General features: G+C 53.0%; 16 protein-coding genes. 11 read left to right on the forward strand and 5 right to left on the reverse strand.

The annotated features are described in order from the left end of the window. Window positions 1-34 precede the first annotated feature (34 nt). The 6 genes from KNP67_RS11770 to menC are packed head-to-tail and all read left to right on the forward strand — an operon-like array spanning window position 35 to window position 7,135. A complete protein-coding gene (locus tag KNP67_RS11770) occupies window positions 35-1,420 on the forward strand; it encodes an isochorismate synthase (protein ID WP_214756673.1) in 1,386 nt (461 codons plus the stop codon). Continuing rightward, window positions 1,417-3,066, forward strand: coding sequence for a 2-succinyl-5-enolpyruvyl-6-hydroxy-3-cyclohexene-1-carboxylic-acid synthase (menD, locus tag KNP67_RS11775; protein ID WP_131472479.1), 1,650 nt, complete (start codon window positions 1,417-1,419; stop codon window positions 3,064-3,066). The genes KNP67_RS11770 and menD overlap by 4 nt, the downstream gene beginning before the upstream one ends. Then, complete coding sequence (locus KNP67_RS11780; RefSeq protein ID WP_131472503.1) at window positions 3,066-3,839, forward strand: alpha/beta fold hydrolase; 774 nt, start codon at window positions 3,066-3,068, stop codon at window positions 3,837-3,839. The genes menD and KNP67_RS11780 overlap by 1 nt, the downstream gene beginning before the upstream one ends. Beyond that, window positions 3,840-4,664: a 1,4-dihydroxy-2-naphthoyl-CoA synthase gene (gene menB / locus KNP67_RS11785; RefSeq protein WP_021067784.1), complete on the forward strand. Its 825-nt coding sequence runs from the start codon at window positions 3,840-3,842 to the stop codon at window positions 4,662-4,664. Window positions 4,665-4,713: 49 nt separating this feature from the next. Further along, window positions 4,714-6,084 carry an o-succinylbenzoate--CoA ligase gene (gene menE / locus KNP67_RS11790; RefSeq protein ID WP_131472477.1) on the forward strand — a complete coding sequence of 457 codons (1,371 nt, stop codon included), beginning with the start codon at window positions 4,714-4,716 and terminating at the stop codon, window positions 6,082-6,084. Further along, on the forward strand, window positions 6,068-7,135 hold the full coding sequence (gene menC / locus KNP67_RS11795; protein WP_131472475.1) for an o-succinylbenzoate synthase: 1,068 nt from the start codon (window positions 6,068-6,070) through the stop codon (window positions 7,133-7,135). The genes menE and menC overlap by 17 nt, the downstream gene beginning before the upstream one ends. Window positions 7,136-7,184: 49 nt before the next feature. On the opposite strand, the gene map is transcribed toward menC, so the two are convergent. The 5 genes from map to KNP67_RS11820 all read right to left on the reverse strand — a co-directional run bounded on the left by map (window position 7,185) and on the right by KNP67_RS11820 (window position 12,052). Next, window positions 7,185-7,934 (reverse strand): type I methionyl aminopeptidase, encoded by a 750-nt coding sequence (gene map / locus KNP67_RS11800; protein WP_029596039.1) that lies wholly within the window; start codon window positions 7,932-7,934, stop codon window positions 7,185-7,187. Between the two features lie 11 nt (window positions 7,935-7,945). Further along, on the reverse strand, window positions 7,946-9,130 hold the full coding sequence (locus KNP67_RS11805) for an EAL-associated domain-containing protein (protein ID WP_029596040.1): 1,185 nt from the start codon (window positions 9,128-9,130) through the stop codon (window positions 7,946-7,948). A 45-nt stretch (window positions 9,131-9,175) separates the two neighbouring features. Further along, window positions 9,176-9,427 carry a hypothetical protein gene (locus KNP67_RS11810; protein WP_021067789.1) on the reverse strand — a complete coding sequence of 84 codons (252 nt, stop codon included), beginning with the start codon at window positions 9,425-9,427 and terminating at the stop codon, window positions 9,176-9,178. A gap of 101 nt (window positions 9,428-9,528) precedes the next feature. Next, window positions 9,529-11,037 (reverse strand): degradosome RNA helicase CshA, encoded by a 1,509-nt coding sequence (gene cshA / locus KNP67_RS11815; protein WP_087576473.1) that lies wholly within the window; start codon window positions 11,035-11,037, stop codon window positions 9,529-9,531. 163 nt (window positions 11,038-11,200) lie between these two features. Next, the gene (locus KNP67_RS11820; RefSeq protein WP_029596042.1) at window positions 11,201-12,052 is read right to left on the reverse strand and encodes a CvfB family protein; all 852 of its coding nucleotides are present in this window, start codon (window positions 12,050-12,052) and stop codon (window positions 11,201-11,203) included. 288 nt (window positions 12,053-12,340) lie between these two features. Between KNP67_RS11820 and KNP67_RS11825 the strand changes: the two genes are divergently transcribed. From KNP67_RS11825 to KNP67_RS11845, 5 genes are all read left to right on the forward strand, one after another. Next, window positions 12,341-12,490: a hypothetical protein gene (locus tag KNP67_RS11825; RefSeq protein ID WP_021067792.1), complete on the forward strand. Its 150-nt coding sequence runs from the start codon at window positions 12,341-12,343 to the stop codon at window positions 12,488-12,490. Between the two features lie 128 nt (window positions 12,491-12,618). Then, on the forward strand, window positions 12,619-12,861 hold the full coding sequence (locus KNP67_RS11830; protein WP_021067793.1) for a hypothetical protein: 243 nt from the start codon (window positions 12,619-12,621) through the stop codon (window positions 12,859-12,861). Window positions 12,862-12,944: 83 nt separating this feature from the next. Beyond that, on the forward strand, window positions 12,945-13,205 hold the full coding sequence (locus tag KNP67_RS11835) for a hypothetical protein (RefSeq protein WP_029596043.1): 261 nt from the start codon (window positions 12,945-12,947) through the stop codon (window positions 13,203-13,205). Window positions 13,206-13,299: 94 nt separating this feature from the next. After that, window positions 13,300-14,001: a lysophospholipid acyltransferase family protein gene (locus KNP67_RS11840; RefSeq protein ID WP_021067795.1), complete on the forward strand. Its 702-nt coding sequence runs from the start codon at window positions 13,300-13,302 to the stop codon at window positions 13,999-14,001. Beyond that, the gene (locus KNP67_RS11845; protein WP_214756674.1) at window positions 13,998-15,890 is read left to right on the forward strand and encodes an ABC-F family ATP-binding cassette domain-containing protein; all 1,893 of its coding nucleotides are present in this window, start codon (window positions 13,998-14,000) and stop codon (window positions 15,888-15,890) included. The genes KNP67_RS11840 and KNP67_RS11845 overlap by 4 nt, the downstream gene beginning before the upstream one ends. The last annotated feature ends 5 nt before the right edge of the window (window positions 15,891-15,895 follow it).

Below are 15,895 nucleotides of genomic sequence, written 5' to 3' on the forward strand. Positions count from 1 at the left end.
GAGAATTCCATTGGATTGAGGAGGCTTTTCTTACATGCCAGATACTCAAACACACATTAAACAACGAATCGAGCAAGCCCATAAACGGGCACGTGCTTGGCAACGGCCGGTCTTGGCCTCCTACACGTGGGAGATCCCTTCGTTCGATGCGTTTCATATCATTCAAAACACGGAAACATCCCATTATTATTTTTCGACACCCGATCGCTCCCTCGAGATGCTCGGATGTGCCGATGCGCTCGTGTTGACGGCTTCTGGCCCGGAACGGTTCCAACGGTTGCAATATGATTGGAGCCTGCACCGCCGGGACGTCGATGCGGTCATTTATGCGTTCTCGGGCTTCTCGTTCGACACGTTCATCCGCCCCCAGAAAAATATGTGGGAATCGTTCGGCGAAGCGTCATTGGTCGTGCCTAAATTTTTATATCGCCGTTCGGGTGACAAACACACGTTGACCGTCTCGACGCTCGTCTCCGCGAAACGTTCGGTCGAACAATATTTGATTCAATTGGCCGATCAGCTCGCCCAGTTCAACGCGTTGCACGCTCCCGACGAGCAGGCACCGACCTACTCTCAAGTGAAAGATGGCGTCGACCACTTCAAGTCGAGCTTCCAACAAGCCAAACTGAACATCTCGGAAGAACGCGTCGAGAAAATCGTCATCGCCCGTGAAGAGATATATCAAACATCAGAAGAGCCGTTCCCGTTCGCGACGACGTTACGCCATTTGTCAGAACATCAAACGGGCAGTTACGTCTTCTTATATCAACCGAAGCGAGAAATCGGCTTTTTCGGGGCGACCCCGGAGCGCCTCGTCAAAAAACAAGGGCCGTACATCGAAACGGCAGCCATCGCCGGAACGATTAAACGACCGGACACAGAAATCGAGGCGGATGTAGCCAAACAGACGCTGTTGCACGATGCCAAGAATTTAGATGAGCATCAAATTGTCGTGAAGGACATTAAAAACGCCCTCACTCCATACGCGGCTACTATCAAGGCACCCGAAACGCCGCGTATATTAGAAAATCGCTCGGTGTTCCATCTGCATACACCGATTCAAGCGACGCTCGATACGAACGCGTCATTGCTGTCCATCATCGAGTCGCTCCACCCGACCCCCGCGCTCGGCGGTTCACCGAAACGGACGTCTGTCCGCTTATTGCGTGAGATTGAGCGGTTCGACCGCGGTTGGTACGGTTCGCCGTTCGGCTGGTTGAATACGGAAGGAGAAGGCGAATTCGTCGTCTCAATCCGATCCGCCCTCGTGCATCACCAATTCGTGGCGCTATACGCAGGCTGTGGAATCGTCCAAGAGTCTGAACTCGAAGCGGAACTCGCCGAGACGGAAATCAAGCTCAGTCCAATCAAGCAAGCACTCGGATTGGACAAAGTAAGCGCAGGAGGCAATCAAGCATGAATGAAACGTTAACGGATTGGGTCGCCCAGATGATGAACCGGCTCGTCGAACAAGGCGTCGAGGATATCGTCATCAGTCCCGGTTCGCGCTCGACCCCGCTGGCAATGGCCGCTTATCTTCATCCGAGCGTCCGTCATCATATCATCGTCGATGAACGTTCGGCCGCCTTCTTCGCTCTCGGCTTGACCCGCTCCACCTCATCGTTGCGACCGGTCGCGCTCATCTGCACGAGTGGCACCGCTGCGACCAACTACTTTTCCGCGGTGGCCGAGGCGAACATCTCGCAGTTGCCGCTCATCGTATTGACGACAGACCGTCCGCATGAACTCCGGAACGTCGGCGCTCCTCAAGCAATCGATCAAGTCCGGCTGTACGGCGAGCATGTCAAAGCGAGCATCGACCTCCCTGTTCCTGAAGCTGCCAGCCAGCGCTACATGGAACAAGCGGTGAGCCGGCTCGTTCGAACGAGCATGCACGCGCCGTTCGGACCAGTCCACGTGAACATCCCGTTCCGCGAGCCGTTATTGCCGGACATCGAACGCTTAACGTCACTGCTTGAAGGGGACGCCGAATTGTCTGAACCGACCTATCTCAAGCCGACAACAAGTGACGTCAACCGCTTCAAACGAGACATCGATGTTGACCGGCTCGCCTTCCTCGTCGGTCCCGGGACACCGGCGTCATGGCTTGAAGCGATTTATAAAGCGGCGCAAACGTATCATATCCCAATTTTCGCCGACCCGTTGAGCGGGATGCGCCGATTTGATCACGTGCTGACGAACTACGACACATGGCTCGCGAGCGAGCATCGGACGGAATGGACGCCTGACACGGTCGTCCGCTTCGGCGCCGCTCCCGTCTCGAAACGATTGAACCAGTGGCTCCAGGACGTCCCGTGCGTCTTGATTGAGCAACCGGGCTCGTTCCGCGACCCGTCAAATCATGCTACGGTCGTGTACGGAGATGCGATTGATTATGTAGCCGCCATCAACAAAAACTATGACGTCGACTTATTCGATCGGTTCGCGTTGTTCGAACAGATCATCGAATCCGCGAAACCTGCTTTGAGCGGAGAAAGTGCATTGACGCGTCATTTGCTAGCGTCACGTCTCGAACGCATCTTCGTTAGCAATAGCATGCCGATTCGTGATATCGATACGACACTTTCAGCCGGTCAGTCGATTGACGTCGTCGCCAACCGCGGGGCGAATGGGATTGACGGCATCATCTCGAGCGCGCTCGGTGCCTGTCACGATACGGACAAGGCCGCCTTGTTGATTGGCGACTTGGCATTTTATCATGACAGCAACGCGCTCCAGCTCGTCAAATCGCATCCAGGTTCGTTTTCCATCGTCGTCGTCAACAACGACGGGGGCGGCATCTTCTCCTTCTTGCCACAAGCTTCGATCGCACCGCAAATGTTCGAGGACTTGTTCGGGACACCGCTGCAGCTGAACCTGCGTGGATTCGCTGACACATACGGGCTCAGCTATCAACGGCTGGAGCAGCCTGAAGACGTCACGGCCGCCATCGAGGCGGGCGTCCAACTCATCGAGTTTCCATCCGACCGTACGACGAACGTGGCGGAGCACCGTCGTTGGACTGCTTCGCTCACGGACCGCTTGGCGACGGGGAATGAGTCGTGATGCGTTCGCTGCGAGGCGTCTCGTACGAGGTGCTCGAACGCGGCAACGGCCGGCCGGTCTTGCTGTTGCACGGCTTCACAGGAAACGCGGGATGGCTTTCCCGCTTCCCGGAACTACCCGTCCGACTCGTCGCCCCGACACTGTTGCAACATGGTGAAACGGGCCATCAGCCGGTCGAGCGTGCCAAGATGAGTCAACAGGTAAAAGACTTGTCGGCGCTACTCGATACGGACGAAGGTCCGTGGACGGTCGTCGGTTACTCGCTCGGCGGACGTGTCGGCATGACACTCGCCGCCTATGATGATCGGGTCACCCATTTTATCGGCATTAGCACGACGCCCGGACTCAGTGCGGCCGAACGTCGACAACGCCGGCTTCAAGACGAAAAGCTCGCTGAATTCATCGAGCGAGCAGGACTTGAGGCGTTCGTCGACCGTTGGGAACAGCTTCCGCTCTGGCATCAGACTAATGAGATGCGTGCCGCACTCCGTCCTGAGCGGTTGGCCCAACATCCAGTCGCACTCGCGGACAGCCTTCGCGCTATCGGGACGGGCAGCATGCCGTCGCTCTGGCCGCTACTCGAGCGCTTACCTCGCACCGATTTGATTGTCGGAGAACACGATGTGAAGTTTCAACAGATTGCTCGGAACATGCAGTTGATTCGTCCCGATATTGAAATTCATGAAATTTCGGACGCATCTCATGCTCCACATGTCGAGAATGCCCAACAATTTGGTACAATGATAGAGAAATTGATTTTAGGGGGAATTTAAATGGAATCAGTAGCAAACTGGACATCGGTCCGCACGTACGAAGATATCAAGTACGAGAAGTGGAACGGCATCGCCAAAATCACCATCAACCGTCCGGAAGTACGGAACGCGTTCCGTCCACTCACGGTAAACGAGCTCATCGACGCGTTCGCACGCGCCCGTGACGATAAAGAAGTCGGTGCCATCATCTTGACTGGTGAAGGCGATCAAGCCTTCTGCTCAGGCGGCGACCAAAAAGTACGCGGCCACGGCGGCTACGTCGGTGACGACGAGATTCCACGCTTGAACGTCCTCGACCTTCAACGCTTGATTCGCGTCATCCCGAAACCAGTTATCGCCATGGTAGCCGGTTATGCAATCGGTGGCGGACACGTCTTGCACGTCGTCTGTGACTTGACGATTGCAGCCGACAACGCCCGTTTCGGTCAAACTGGACCAAAAGTGGGCTCGTTCGATGCCGGTTACGGTTCAGGTTACTTGGCTCGCATCATCGGCCACAAGAAAGCACGCGAAATCTGGTACCTCTGCCGTCAATACGACGCACAGCAGGCGCTTGACATGGGACTCGTCAACACGGTCGTCCCACTCGAGCAACTTGAAGCCGAGACGATCCAATGGTGCCAAGAGATCTTGCAACACTCTCCGACGGCCCTTCGCTTCTTGAAGGCAGCGATGAACGCCGACACGGACGGACTTGCAGGACTTCAACAGCTTGCCGGCGACGCGACGCTTCTCTACTACACGACAGACGAAGCGAAAGAAGGACGCGACGCTTTCAAAGAAAAACGCGACCCAGACTTCGGTCAGTTCCCGCGTTTCCCGTAAATCGACAAAGAGTAGCGACTTCGCTACTCTTTTTTTGGAGGTCCTGATGATGAATCGTTATGTGACACAACATCGACGTGACGCCATGGCACTCGTCACCGCGTCCGTCAGTTTGACCTGGGCCGAGTTAAGCGCGGAGAGTGCCCGTTTAGCCCACTTCTTGGAACGGGTCGCACCCGAAGCCCGCCATATCGGATTACGCGCTGCGAACAGCGCTGATTATGTCATCGCTGTCCATGCCATCCAGTTACTCGGAAAAGTGCTCGTTCCGCTCAACACACGGTTGACGATGAGCGAACTGGCAGGACAAATCGAGACGGCCGATATCGATGTATTGCTCGTCGATGAACCGATTGAACTGTCGATCACCCAATTCGCGTTGACGTCACGAGATGAGGCGTCACTCGCCACACCGCACGAGTGGGCAGACGATGAAGTCATGTCGCTCATGTTCACCTCAGGCACGACCGGTCGAGCCAAGGCCGTAAAGCAGACGTTCGGCAATCACATCGCGAGCGCCGAGGCGGCCAAGACTCGCCTCGGATATGGGATGAGTGATCGGATGCTCATCGTCACGCCACTCTTCCATATGAGCGGACTCGCCCAAGTGTATCGGAGCGCCCGTTTCGGTTCGACATTATACGTCGAACCGAGGTTCGATGTCGTCCAGACACTCGAGTTGATTGAGACGGCAAGAATCACCCACATCTCGCTTGTCGCCGTCATGCTTCAGCGTCTCCTCGACGCAGGTCTTTCCCGCCATCAGCTACGACTTCTGCTCGTCGGTGGTGGTCCCGTACCGCGCCCGTTGCTCGAAGAAGCCGAGCGGCGGCAGTTACCGGTCGCCCAGACGTACGGAATGACGGAGACGTGTTCGCAAGTCGCGACGCTCTTGCCATCCGAGGCGCTCGCCCACATCGGTTCGAGCGGTCAATCGATTGCGCCGACCCAACTCCGTATCAATGCGGATGGGGAGATTGAAGTGAACGGACCGACGGTGACCCCTGGTTACTATAGACAGCCAGAGGCCGACGCCTGGACGCCCGACGGCTATTGGCAGACCGGTGATCTCGGCACAATCAAGGATGGTTACTTGTACGTCCATGACCGTCGCAGTGACTTGATTATCTCTGGCGGCGAGAACATTTATCCAGCCGAAATCGAGAGCGTGTTATTGCGTTGCCAGGGCATTCAAGACGTAGGGGTCGTCGGTCGTCCCGACCCGACTTGGGGAGCGATACCTGTCGCCTTCACGGTCGGTACGTTCGATTTCGATGAGGCAATTCAGCTGTTGCACGACCATCTGGCGTCTTATAAACATCCGAAAGCATGGATTGCCGTCGACGAGTTGCCTCGTAACGCCAACGGTAAATTGATGCGTCATCGCTTAAAGGAGGCTGACCATGATTCGTCGCGCTGAACTGTATATCGTCCCCCTCACGTTCAAACATCCGATTGTCACCGCCCACGCCGTGTTGACGACGAGACGGACGGTCATTCTCCGTCTGGAGACGGTCGACGGTGTTGTCGGCTACGGGGAAGGTGTCGCGTTCGAGACGCCATGGTATACGGCTGAGACCGTCCGCTCCGTCATCGATACGTCCGCTTTAATTATCCAACTGTTGAAAGGAATGACGTTGTCCGCCGCCTCGTTCGGTACCCATGTCAGCTCCATCATCGGCCACCCGATGGCGAAAGCGATGTGGGAAAGCGCTCTATGGGAGGTGGAAGCGGCCCGCGCGAATCAGACATTAAAACAATACGTCCAAGCCGGCGACACCGTGGCCTGTGGCCGGACCATCGGCATCGGTCTGCTCAGTCAAACATTGAACGCCATCGAGTCTGCGCTCGCGTCCGGATTCGACCGGATCAAGTTAAAAGCGTCCCCGCATGAACTACTCCCTGCGCTCGGCGAAATTCGGAACAATTTTCCGGACGCCCCGCTCATGATTGATTTGAACGGAAGTGGCTCCGAGCAACCGCTTGACTGGTTTGAGGCGTTAGATACCTACCGTCTCTTGATGATTGAGCAGCCTTATCCGAGCACACATTGGGTCGAGACAGCAGACTTGCAGGCACGGCTCACCACACCGATTTGTCTCGATGAATCGATCAGTTCGGCTCAAGACGTGGCGACGATGCATCGACTTCGAGCCGGTCGCATCGTCAATATCAAACCGGCCCGCGTCGGCGGCTGGAGCGAGGCACTCGCGATTCGCGATAGCGGCACCCCCTACTGGGTTGGTGGTATGTATGAGTCCTCCATCGGCCGTTATCACACGCTCTTATTCGCCTCAATGAGCGGAGCCGCCTACCCGGCCGATATGGCCGGGACGAGCGCTTACTTCGAGACCGATTTGCTCGATACCCCGCTTGAGGTCGAGAACGGACAGTTGATGCTTCCCGACCAGGTCGCACCGGATTGGACGACAATCGAGCAACTGAGCGAACAGACAGTTCGACTCCTGTAAAAACTCCGCAAAAAAAGCGGCAGACCTCGCGTCTGCCGCTTTTTCATCGTTAACGGAATGTGCCCGTCAACACTTCATAGCCGTCTTTCGTGACGACGACCGTGTGCTCGAATTGAGAGACGAGGCTGTTGTTCGGGGTGAACAACGACCAGCCGTCTTCTTCCGATTGATAGACGATTTCGTCTTGCGTCGAGATGAATGTCTCGACGGCAATGACTTGACCTTCCTTCAAAATGTCGTTCTCTTCACGACTATAATAGTTCGAGATCGTCTCCGGCTCCCCATGAAGGGTGCGCCCAAGACCATGGCCCGCTAAGTTGCGGATGACCGTGAAGCCGTTCTTCCGGGCATCGGCATAAATCGCCTTGCCGATTTGGTTGACCTTGACGCCCGCCTTCACTTTGCTGAGACCCGCTTCGAGCGAGGTCAATGACACTTCGACCAAACGCTCGTGTTTAGCCGATTTCGGTGTGCCCGCGATGACCGTACGCCCAGTGTCGGCATAGTAACCATCCTTCACGGCCGAGACGTCGACGTTGACCACGTCCCCGTCTTGGATGACAAGCTCGCCCGGAATCCCGTGGGCTGCGACTTCATTGATGGAGATGCACGTGTAGCCTGGGAACTCATACATCGTAATCGGGGCCGAGGCGGCCCCTTCCGCTTCCAAAATACGTTGTCCAATCTCATCCAACTGTTTCGTCGTCATGCCCGGTTTGACCGCTTTCGCCATCTCGTCGCGCGCCAAGGCGACAATCCGTCCAATCTCACGCAATGCATCGTAATCATAATCTAACATCGTTTTCCCTCTCAATCTAATAGTCGATTTTGATATAAGAACTCTTCTGATAAATCCGCAAACAAGAACATGCCATCCGGTAACGGATAACTGAACGTCCGTGTCACTTCGTTCGAGCTGAAGTCACGATAATCCTCGGACAAGTAGCCTCGTCCGCGCACGTCCATCGCCGCCATCGTGCGAATGAAGTACGGCCGGAAACTCCAGTTATAGCCGCGATACGTATTGTCGACTGTCCAATTTGACTGCGCCTGATAGACGTTCGCGCTCGTCTGGAACCCGGTTTGGTCCGTCAAATAGTAGCGGACGAACGTTCCTTCGAGTTTCGGCGCAATATGGAGCAACCATTCATCTTTTTTATCGCGCGACCACTTCCCGCTTTGGACGAGGTCGTGAATTTGTTTATGGAGTTCGAACTCAAGCTCATACAATCGCTTGATCCGCTCTTGATCGTGCAAGAAGAATGACGGCACTTCTTGTGTCAAGACGCTCATGCCTTTCGCTTCGCGCGGCGGTGTCGCATCACCTTGACCCAGGAGTCCACCCATATAATAACGTCCGCCATGACGCCACGCATAACGCAGCTGCCCGAGGTGATCAATTGATTTGTACAAGAGCGGAGCCCCGAGACGGGAAGCGATATATTCCATCGTCTGAAGCATTTGCGGATACGTGACCGATAACGTCTTCTTCTCGACCATCGTCGCCAAATCGACGAGTAGCATCTCAGGCGCCACCGTCATGATATCTTCAATGCTTGTCGACTCAGCGAAGTCGAGCGCGACTTTGACACCGGACGAACGATAATATTGGACGACTCGTGACAAACGTGACACGTCGACGAGGTCAGTCCCTTGAAGTGTCACATAAATGCGATGGAGCGGGAAGTTCAACTCCCGCAGCGGGGCCAAAAACGCCTCGCCGCCTTGATCGAGAATCCATTCTGACCGACATCGGAACGTGACGAATTGCGTTTCGTCCCGCAACTGTTCGGCGGCAAGACGCTCCATGCGTTTAGCGATGTCGAGCTGATACTCCAGCGGAACGTCATCGTCATAAAAGAAAGGGGTGAGCGATTCGCCCCTGAACTGCCCATGCACCATATACCCCTCTACTTGAAAGGTAGCAGCCCCGAGAATCGGTTCAAATGTCACTTCGACTTCTTCTGGGTTCATCATCACATCCACTGCATCCACCTTGATCACCTCGTCTTTTTTTCTAAACACGAAAGCGAGCTGGGTTCAGCTCGCTCGTGTATGCACATACATATAGGCACCGAAACAAGCAATGAAATATACGATACTCATCACACCGTACCCGATTCCCATCTTCCCACCGACGCCGATGGCCATCACCAGCCAAATCATGGCGCCGAACAGGAGCGTGGCGACCGGGATATATCGGAAATTCGGACGTTCGGTCCGCGTTATAATCGGTTTCAAAGCCAGGACGCACGCCAATAGTATGACGAGACCAAAACCTAATTCAATCATCCGTTGACACCTCATTTTTCTGTCTCTACTCGTTTAGTGTAGCATGACACCAAAAAAAAAACCGCAAATCCACTTAGGGAGATGCGGTTTTGGGTTATTGATTAGTCACGCGGACGGCGTGGGCCACGGTCGTCTGAACGACGACGGTCTTCTCCACCCGTGCGTTTGCCACGGTATCCACCGCCGCCACCGCTGCGTCCACCACGGTCACCGCCGCCACGACGTTCGCCGCCGCCACTGCGATTTCCACGGTATCCACCACGGTCGTTGCGTCCACCTTGACGTTTGACGCGAACTGGTTCTGCATACGAGATTTCAACCGGAGTTGAATCTGGCTCTTTCGTCAATCCACGAAGTGCCGCTGCGAGAAGCTCGACTGCTTCGTATTCTTCAAGAAGCTCAGTCGCAAGTTGCGTGTAAGCTTTGAAGTCGCCCGCTTGTACACGTTCGATCAAATCTTCAGCCGATTGCTTTTGGTTGCCCTCAAGCACTTCTGCGATTGTCGGAACGTGACGACGGTTCATCTTCTTGTTTGTTACGCGTTCGATTGCTTTGACTTGACCGAATTCACGTGGCGTGATGAACGTAAGAGCTGTACCTGTTTTACCAGCACGGCCTGTACGTCCGATACGGTGCACGTAGCTTTCCGGGTCTTGTGGGACGTCAAAGTTGTAAACGTGTGTAACGCCTGTGATATCAAGACCACGTGCCGCTACGTCTGTTGCGACCAAGATGTCAATCGTGCTGTTTTTGAAGCGACGGATGACTTGGTCACGTTTTGATTGCGTTAAGTCACCGTGAAGACCATCAGCCGTGTAACCACGCTTGATCAGTGCTTCTGTCACTTCGTCAACACGTTTCTTCGTACGAGCGAAGATGATGCTGAGTTCTGGCGAGTCGATGTCGATCAAACGGCAAAGCGTATCGAATTTTTGGCCTTCGCGCAATTCGAGGAATTGTTGGTTGATGTTCTCAACTGTCATTTCCTTCGCTTTGACTTTGATGATTGTCGGCGACTTCATGAAGCGCTCAGCAATCTTCTTGATTTGTGGTGGCATTGTTGCAGAGAAGAGAAGCGTTTGACGTTCAGCCGGAAGGCCTTTCAAAATCATCTCGATATCTTCAACGAAGCCCATGTTGAGCATTTCATCTGCCTCATCCAAGATCACTGTTTGGATCTCGTCGAGTTTGATCGTCTTGCGTTTCATGTGGTCCATGAGACGTCCAGGTGTCGCAACGACGATTTGTGGGTTCTTTTTCAAACCACGAATTTGGCGGTCGATTTGTTGGCCACCGTATACTGGAAGTGCGTAAACGCGCTTCGCTTCACCAATTTTGTTCAATTCTTCTGCAACTTGAATCGCAAGTTCACGTGTCGGTGCAAGAACAAGTGCTTGGACTTGACGTGCCTTTGTATCGATTCGCTCAATTGTCGGAATACCGAAAGCTGCTGTTTTCCCTGTACCTGTTTGCGCTTGACCTAATACGTCCACTCCTGTGAGTGCGACAGGAATTGTCTCAGCTTGGATCGGTGTAGCTTCTTCGAAGCCCATTTTGAGTACACCTTTTACTAATACTTCACTTAACTGTAAATCTTGGAATTTTGTCAAATTATATTCTCCTTTTTTCATACAAAAAACGTCTGAGGTTTAGTTCTACAGACGTTTTTACAATGTTTCCTCGTAGTCAACTCTTACTACTATAACGCATTTGTTTCTAAAATGAAAGAAATACATTCTAAAACTTTTTATAGCCACCTGGACATGAGTTATCTTATTTCAATTTATAGCCATTGTCGAGTTTTTCAACTTGCTTTTCTTTCAGCAGTTTCCCGAGCGCCCGTTTGAACGCTGCTTTACTCATCCCGAACTCACGATCGATCACATCCGGCGCCGTCTTGTCGCCGTAAGGCATTTGGCCGCCGCGCTCTTCAATGTAGGCACGGATACTTTCCGCATCCGGGTCGATCGCCTCATAGGCTCGAGGTTTCATTGAGACGAGGACCGTCCCGTCTTGCTTCACTTGTGTCACGCGCACCGTCAATTGCTCACCGAGGCGCGGCCAACGTGTCATCTCTGCTTCATGTAGGAAGCCAAGCGACTCGTTCTCGACCCAGACGTTCACACCGACGTCGCGTCGATTGACGACGATCGCCTGCACATCTTGGTTGCCCCACTCTTCTTTGGCGGGACGCGCCAATAAGTTCAGGTACGCATAATGAGCCGGTTCGCCGAGGAGGCGGCTCTTTTGGTCGTACTTGAGACGAATGCATAGCTTGTCTCCTTCTTTCGGCCAATACGACCGGTTCTCAGGAAGATCATCTAATGAGACGAGTACATCTTTTTGAATCCCGATATTGACGAACACACCTGTGTTATACCGGACCCCTGTCACTTCATACCATTCATAGTCATCGAACGTGACACTAGGAATCGTCATCGTCGAAGCGAGACGTCCTTCCGAGTCGTGATAAAGGAAGACGCGTACCGTCTGTCCGACCGCAACTTCTTCTGTTTGTTCTTTTCGATGAAGGAGTACCTCTTCGCGACCGTTTCCGATAAACACTCCAAAATCAGCTGAACGTTCCGCGACCAAGTCTACTACTTCTCCTGCACGTAATGCCATACAATCCACATCCTTTTTCATCTATTACTGTCAGTATACCTACCTACACACGTTCCTAATCATATCATGTTCGATTTCATTGCTCCGCTTAATTGTGTCTAAATTGTGAACGAGAGACGAAGACGCATATGACCGATTGGCGAGCATTCTAACGTCTTTATTTCAACTTTTGTGACAATTTTGTGAACGTGCATTTTCCATCTAGTATCCACATTTTGAAAACGTTATTATTAAGGAAGTGTTGTTTAACGAATTAGGTTTCAGCCATGGCCGAACGGGGGATAATAAATGTTTGATGTTCAATCTCGATCATTTGCGAAGCGCTTTATGAAAGGCTTATTGATTGCTTTCTTCGCGCTACTCGCTTCACTTAGCTTCATTTTCTCAAACGGAGTCGATACAAACGTATCTTCATCCGTCACGATGGTCCAAGAGTAAACGCCCTCTCCTGACAGAAGGCGTTTTTTTGTTTTGTTCCGACAAAAAAAGGGATTTTTTGTGCAGCTGTCGAACGAACATAACGTTCGGCTTTTACTATTGAATCATCTGGGAAGGGAGAGCCACTCATGCTATTTTATTTTCTCACCACGATTCTTTCGGTCGTCGGTTTGTCCGTCTCGCTCCAAACCGGTTTTTTCAAAGACCCGATCGGTACATTCCTGTTCGCCGTATTGCTCGCCATGGGCTTATCTTCATTTAAACAGTTAGTCGCACAAACGAACGTCTTATTGATTGAACGCCGCAACCAGAAAAAAATCAAACGCATCGTGGCACGTATGCATTCAAGTACACGTAAACGTTCTACATAACACTCGTCTTCACCCTCCACTTTTGTTATTCTATTGTAGACAGAGAGCAAAACGGACTCAACCCGTAGGAGGCACAAACACGTATGAATGAAATCCCATTATCGAACGAATGGCTATTACGTTATTCACCTGTCATGGAGCTATGGCTGAAAGAAGACGGCATCTTGCTCGTCGACGATGACAACCGGATTCGACTCACCCTCGAAATCGGCACTGATCACGTCATGCAGTTCAAGAGCATCGATCAAGACGGGGCTTACTTTGCCGTGGACCCGGTGAATAAACGAATCACGTTCGAACTCGAGGAAGAAGAAGAGGAAAGCGAATCTCGCTTCTGGGAATAAGGATTCATGCCGAAGAGTCGGATTCTCGCTTAGAGAAGAAGACTCTTTCTTCGTGTCCAGACTAACAGTTGTACGATTGAAAGGAGAATGACTCATGATCCGCACCGCCATCTGGTTTATCACCTTTTTTGCCGTCTTACCGCTGACGCTTCCGTTCTATCCGAAAGCGAAACGGCTGACGCCGCCCGAACGTTACGCGTACGTTCAAACCGTCGCCTATACATGGGCAAGCTTTCTACTCCGGATTGCCGGCGCTCGCGTCCGCGTTCACGGCCAAGAGAACATTCCGAATGAACCGGTCGTCTACGTCGCGAACCACCAAGGGAACTTCGATGTCCCGATCATGATCACGGCGACGAAACATCCGAAAGCGTTCATCTCAAAAATCGAAGTTCAAAAGTTCCCAATCATCCCACGTTGGATGGAACTAATGGGTTGTATCTTCATCGACCGCAGCGACCGCCGCCAGTCGATTAAAGCCATCCGCTCCGGCGTCGAGACGATTCAATCCGGTCAATCGATTATCGTCTTCCCGGAAGGCACCCGCTCGAAAGGCGGGCCGATTAAAGAGTTTAAAGCCGGCAGCCTGACGCTCGCTACATCAAGTGGCGCCAAGATTGTCCCGGTTGCCATCAAAGGCAGTCATCATTTGCTCGAAACGAAAAACCGCATCACCCCTGGGACGGTCGACGTCACCTTTTTACCGGTCATCGATCCGGCCGACGTCCCGAACAAAGAAATCGCCGCGCTTGCGGAGACGATGATTCGCCGCGTTGTTGAAGGAGAAGAATCATGAGCTTATTAACGATTGAAGGTATCCACAAAGAATTTGCAGATAAAGTGTTATTCGATGACGTCACGATGACGATTCATCCAGGCAATCGCATCGGTGTGATCGGAGTCAACGGCTCTGGAAAATCGACGTTTTTAAAAATCGTCGCTGGCGTCGAGACGGCAGACCGCGGTTCGATGCAACATCCGAACGACTATCGGATTCGCTATTTGACGCAAACGGTCGATTTCAATCCGGGTCAAACGATTTTGGACGCCTTGTTCACGAGTGACACTCCATCCGTTCAAGCGTTGAAGCAATATGAACTGGCCCGCCAAGCACTCGAGGCAAACCCGACGAGTGAACAGTGGTTGGGACGCTTCATGAAAGCTCAACAAGCAGTCGATGCAGCCGACGCTTGGGAGACAGAGGCCAAGTTGAAATCGATTTTGAATCGGCTCGGCCTTCCGGATGTGACGGCGGAAATCAGTTCGCTCTCCGGTGGACAGCAGAAACGGGTCGCTTTGGCCGCCGCCCTGCTCGATGAAGCCGACCTGTTGTTGCTCGATGAGCCGACAAACGAACTCGACGCCGATACGATTGCTTGGCTCGAGACGGTTCTGGCCGATTATCGAGGCGCCATCTTACTCATCACCCACGACCGCTATTTCTTGAATCGAGTCACGAACCACATTCTCGAGATCGCCGACGGGACAAGTTATTTTTATGACGGGAACTATGAGCTCTTCCTTGAAAAACGCGCCGAACGAAAAGCCCGGTCGCATTCGATGGAGCAGAAACGCCAAAACATCTTGCGCCGCGAGCTCGCCTGGTTGCGCCGAGGCGCCAAAGCCCGGACGACGAAACAGAAGGCGCGTATCCAACGCGTCGAAGATTTGAAACACCAAGAGACGCTCGCCGAGGATGAGGCGCTCGAAGTGTCCGTCGGATCACGTCGTCTCGGGAAAAAAGTGATTGAAGTCGAGAACTTATCATTCGGCTACGACGACAAGTTGCTCATCCAAGACTTCACGTGGTTGTTCGGACGACGTGAGCGGTACGGCATCGTCGGACCAAACGGTAGCGGGAAGACGACGCTCATGAACTTGCTCGCCCATCGCCTTCAACCGACGCAAGGAACGGTCGTCCATGGCGAGACGGTCCATCTCGGCTATTACGGGCAACAAGTCGAGTTTGAGGACACATCGCGCCGCGTCATCGATGAGATTGAACGCATCGCTCAAGTCATTTATACGCCGGACGGCGAGACGATCACGGCCAGTCAGATGCTCGAACGGTTCCTGTTCACCCCGGACGCGCAATACAAACCGATTGCCAAACTATCCGGTGGCGAGAAACGCCGCCTCGTCTTGCTCCGTATCTTGATGGACGAGCCGAACGTACTGTTTTTGGATGAACCGACGAACGACCTTGATACGGAGACACTGTCCGTCCTCGAGGACTACTTGGAGTCGTTCCCAGGTACGGTCATCGCCGTCAGTCACGATCGCTATTTCTTAGATCGTATTGCAGAGCAGCTCATCGCCTTCGAAGATGGGACGATCAACGTCTATCACGCCGAATACAGTGATTACTTGGCCACACTCCAAGAACAGACGAAGCAACAAGTGAAGAAAGAATCGAAAGAAAAGAAAGAGCGTGTCAAAGTCGACGTCGTCAAATTCACTTTCAAAGAGCAGAAGGAATGGGAGACGATCGAGGAAGATATCGCTTCTCTCGAGTCCGAGATTGAAGCAGCGGAAGCTCGGCTCGCTATAGCCGGAAGCGACCTCGGCAAAGTGAATGAACTGTACGCCGAAATTGCCGCGTTGAAAGAAGCACTCGATGCGAAGATGGAGCGTTGGGAATATTTATCGGAGATTGATGAACAAATTCAAGCACAGAAGAAATAAAAACA

The sequence above is a fragment of the Exiguobacterium sp. s157 genome, from assembly GCF_018618205.1.
GTDB classification, from domain to species: Bacteria; Bacillota; Bacilli; order Exiguobacteriales; family Exiguobacteriaceae; genus Exiguobacterium; species Exiguobacterium chiriqhucha.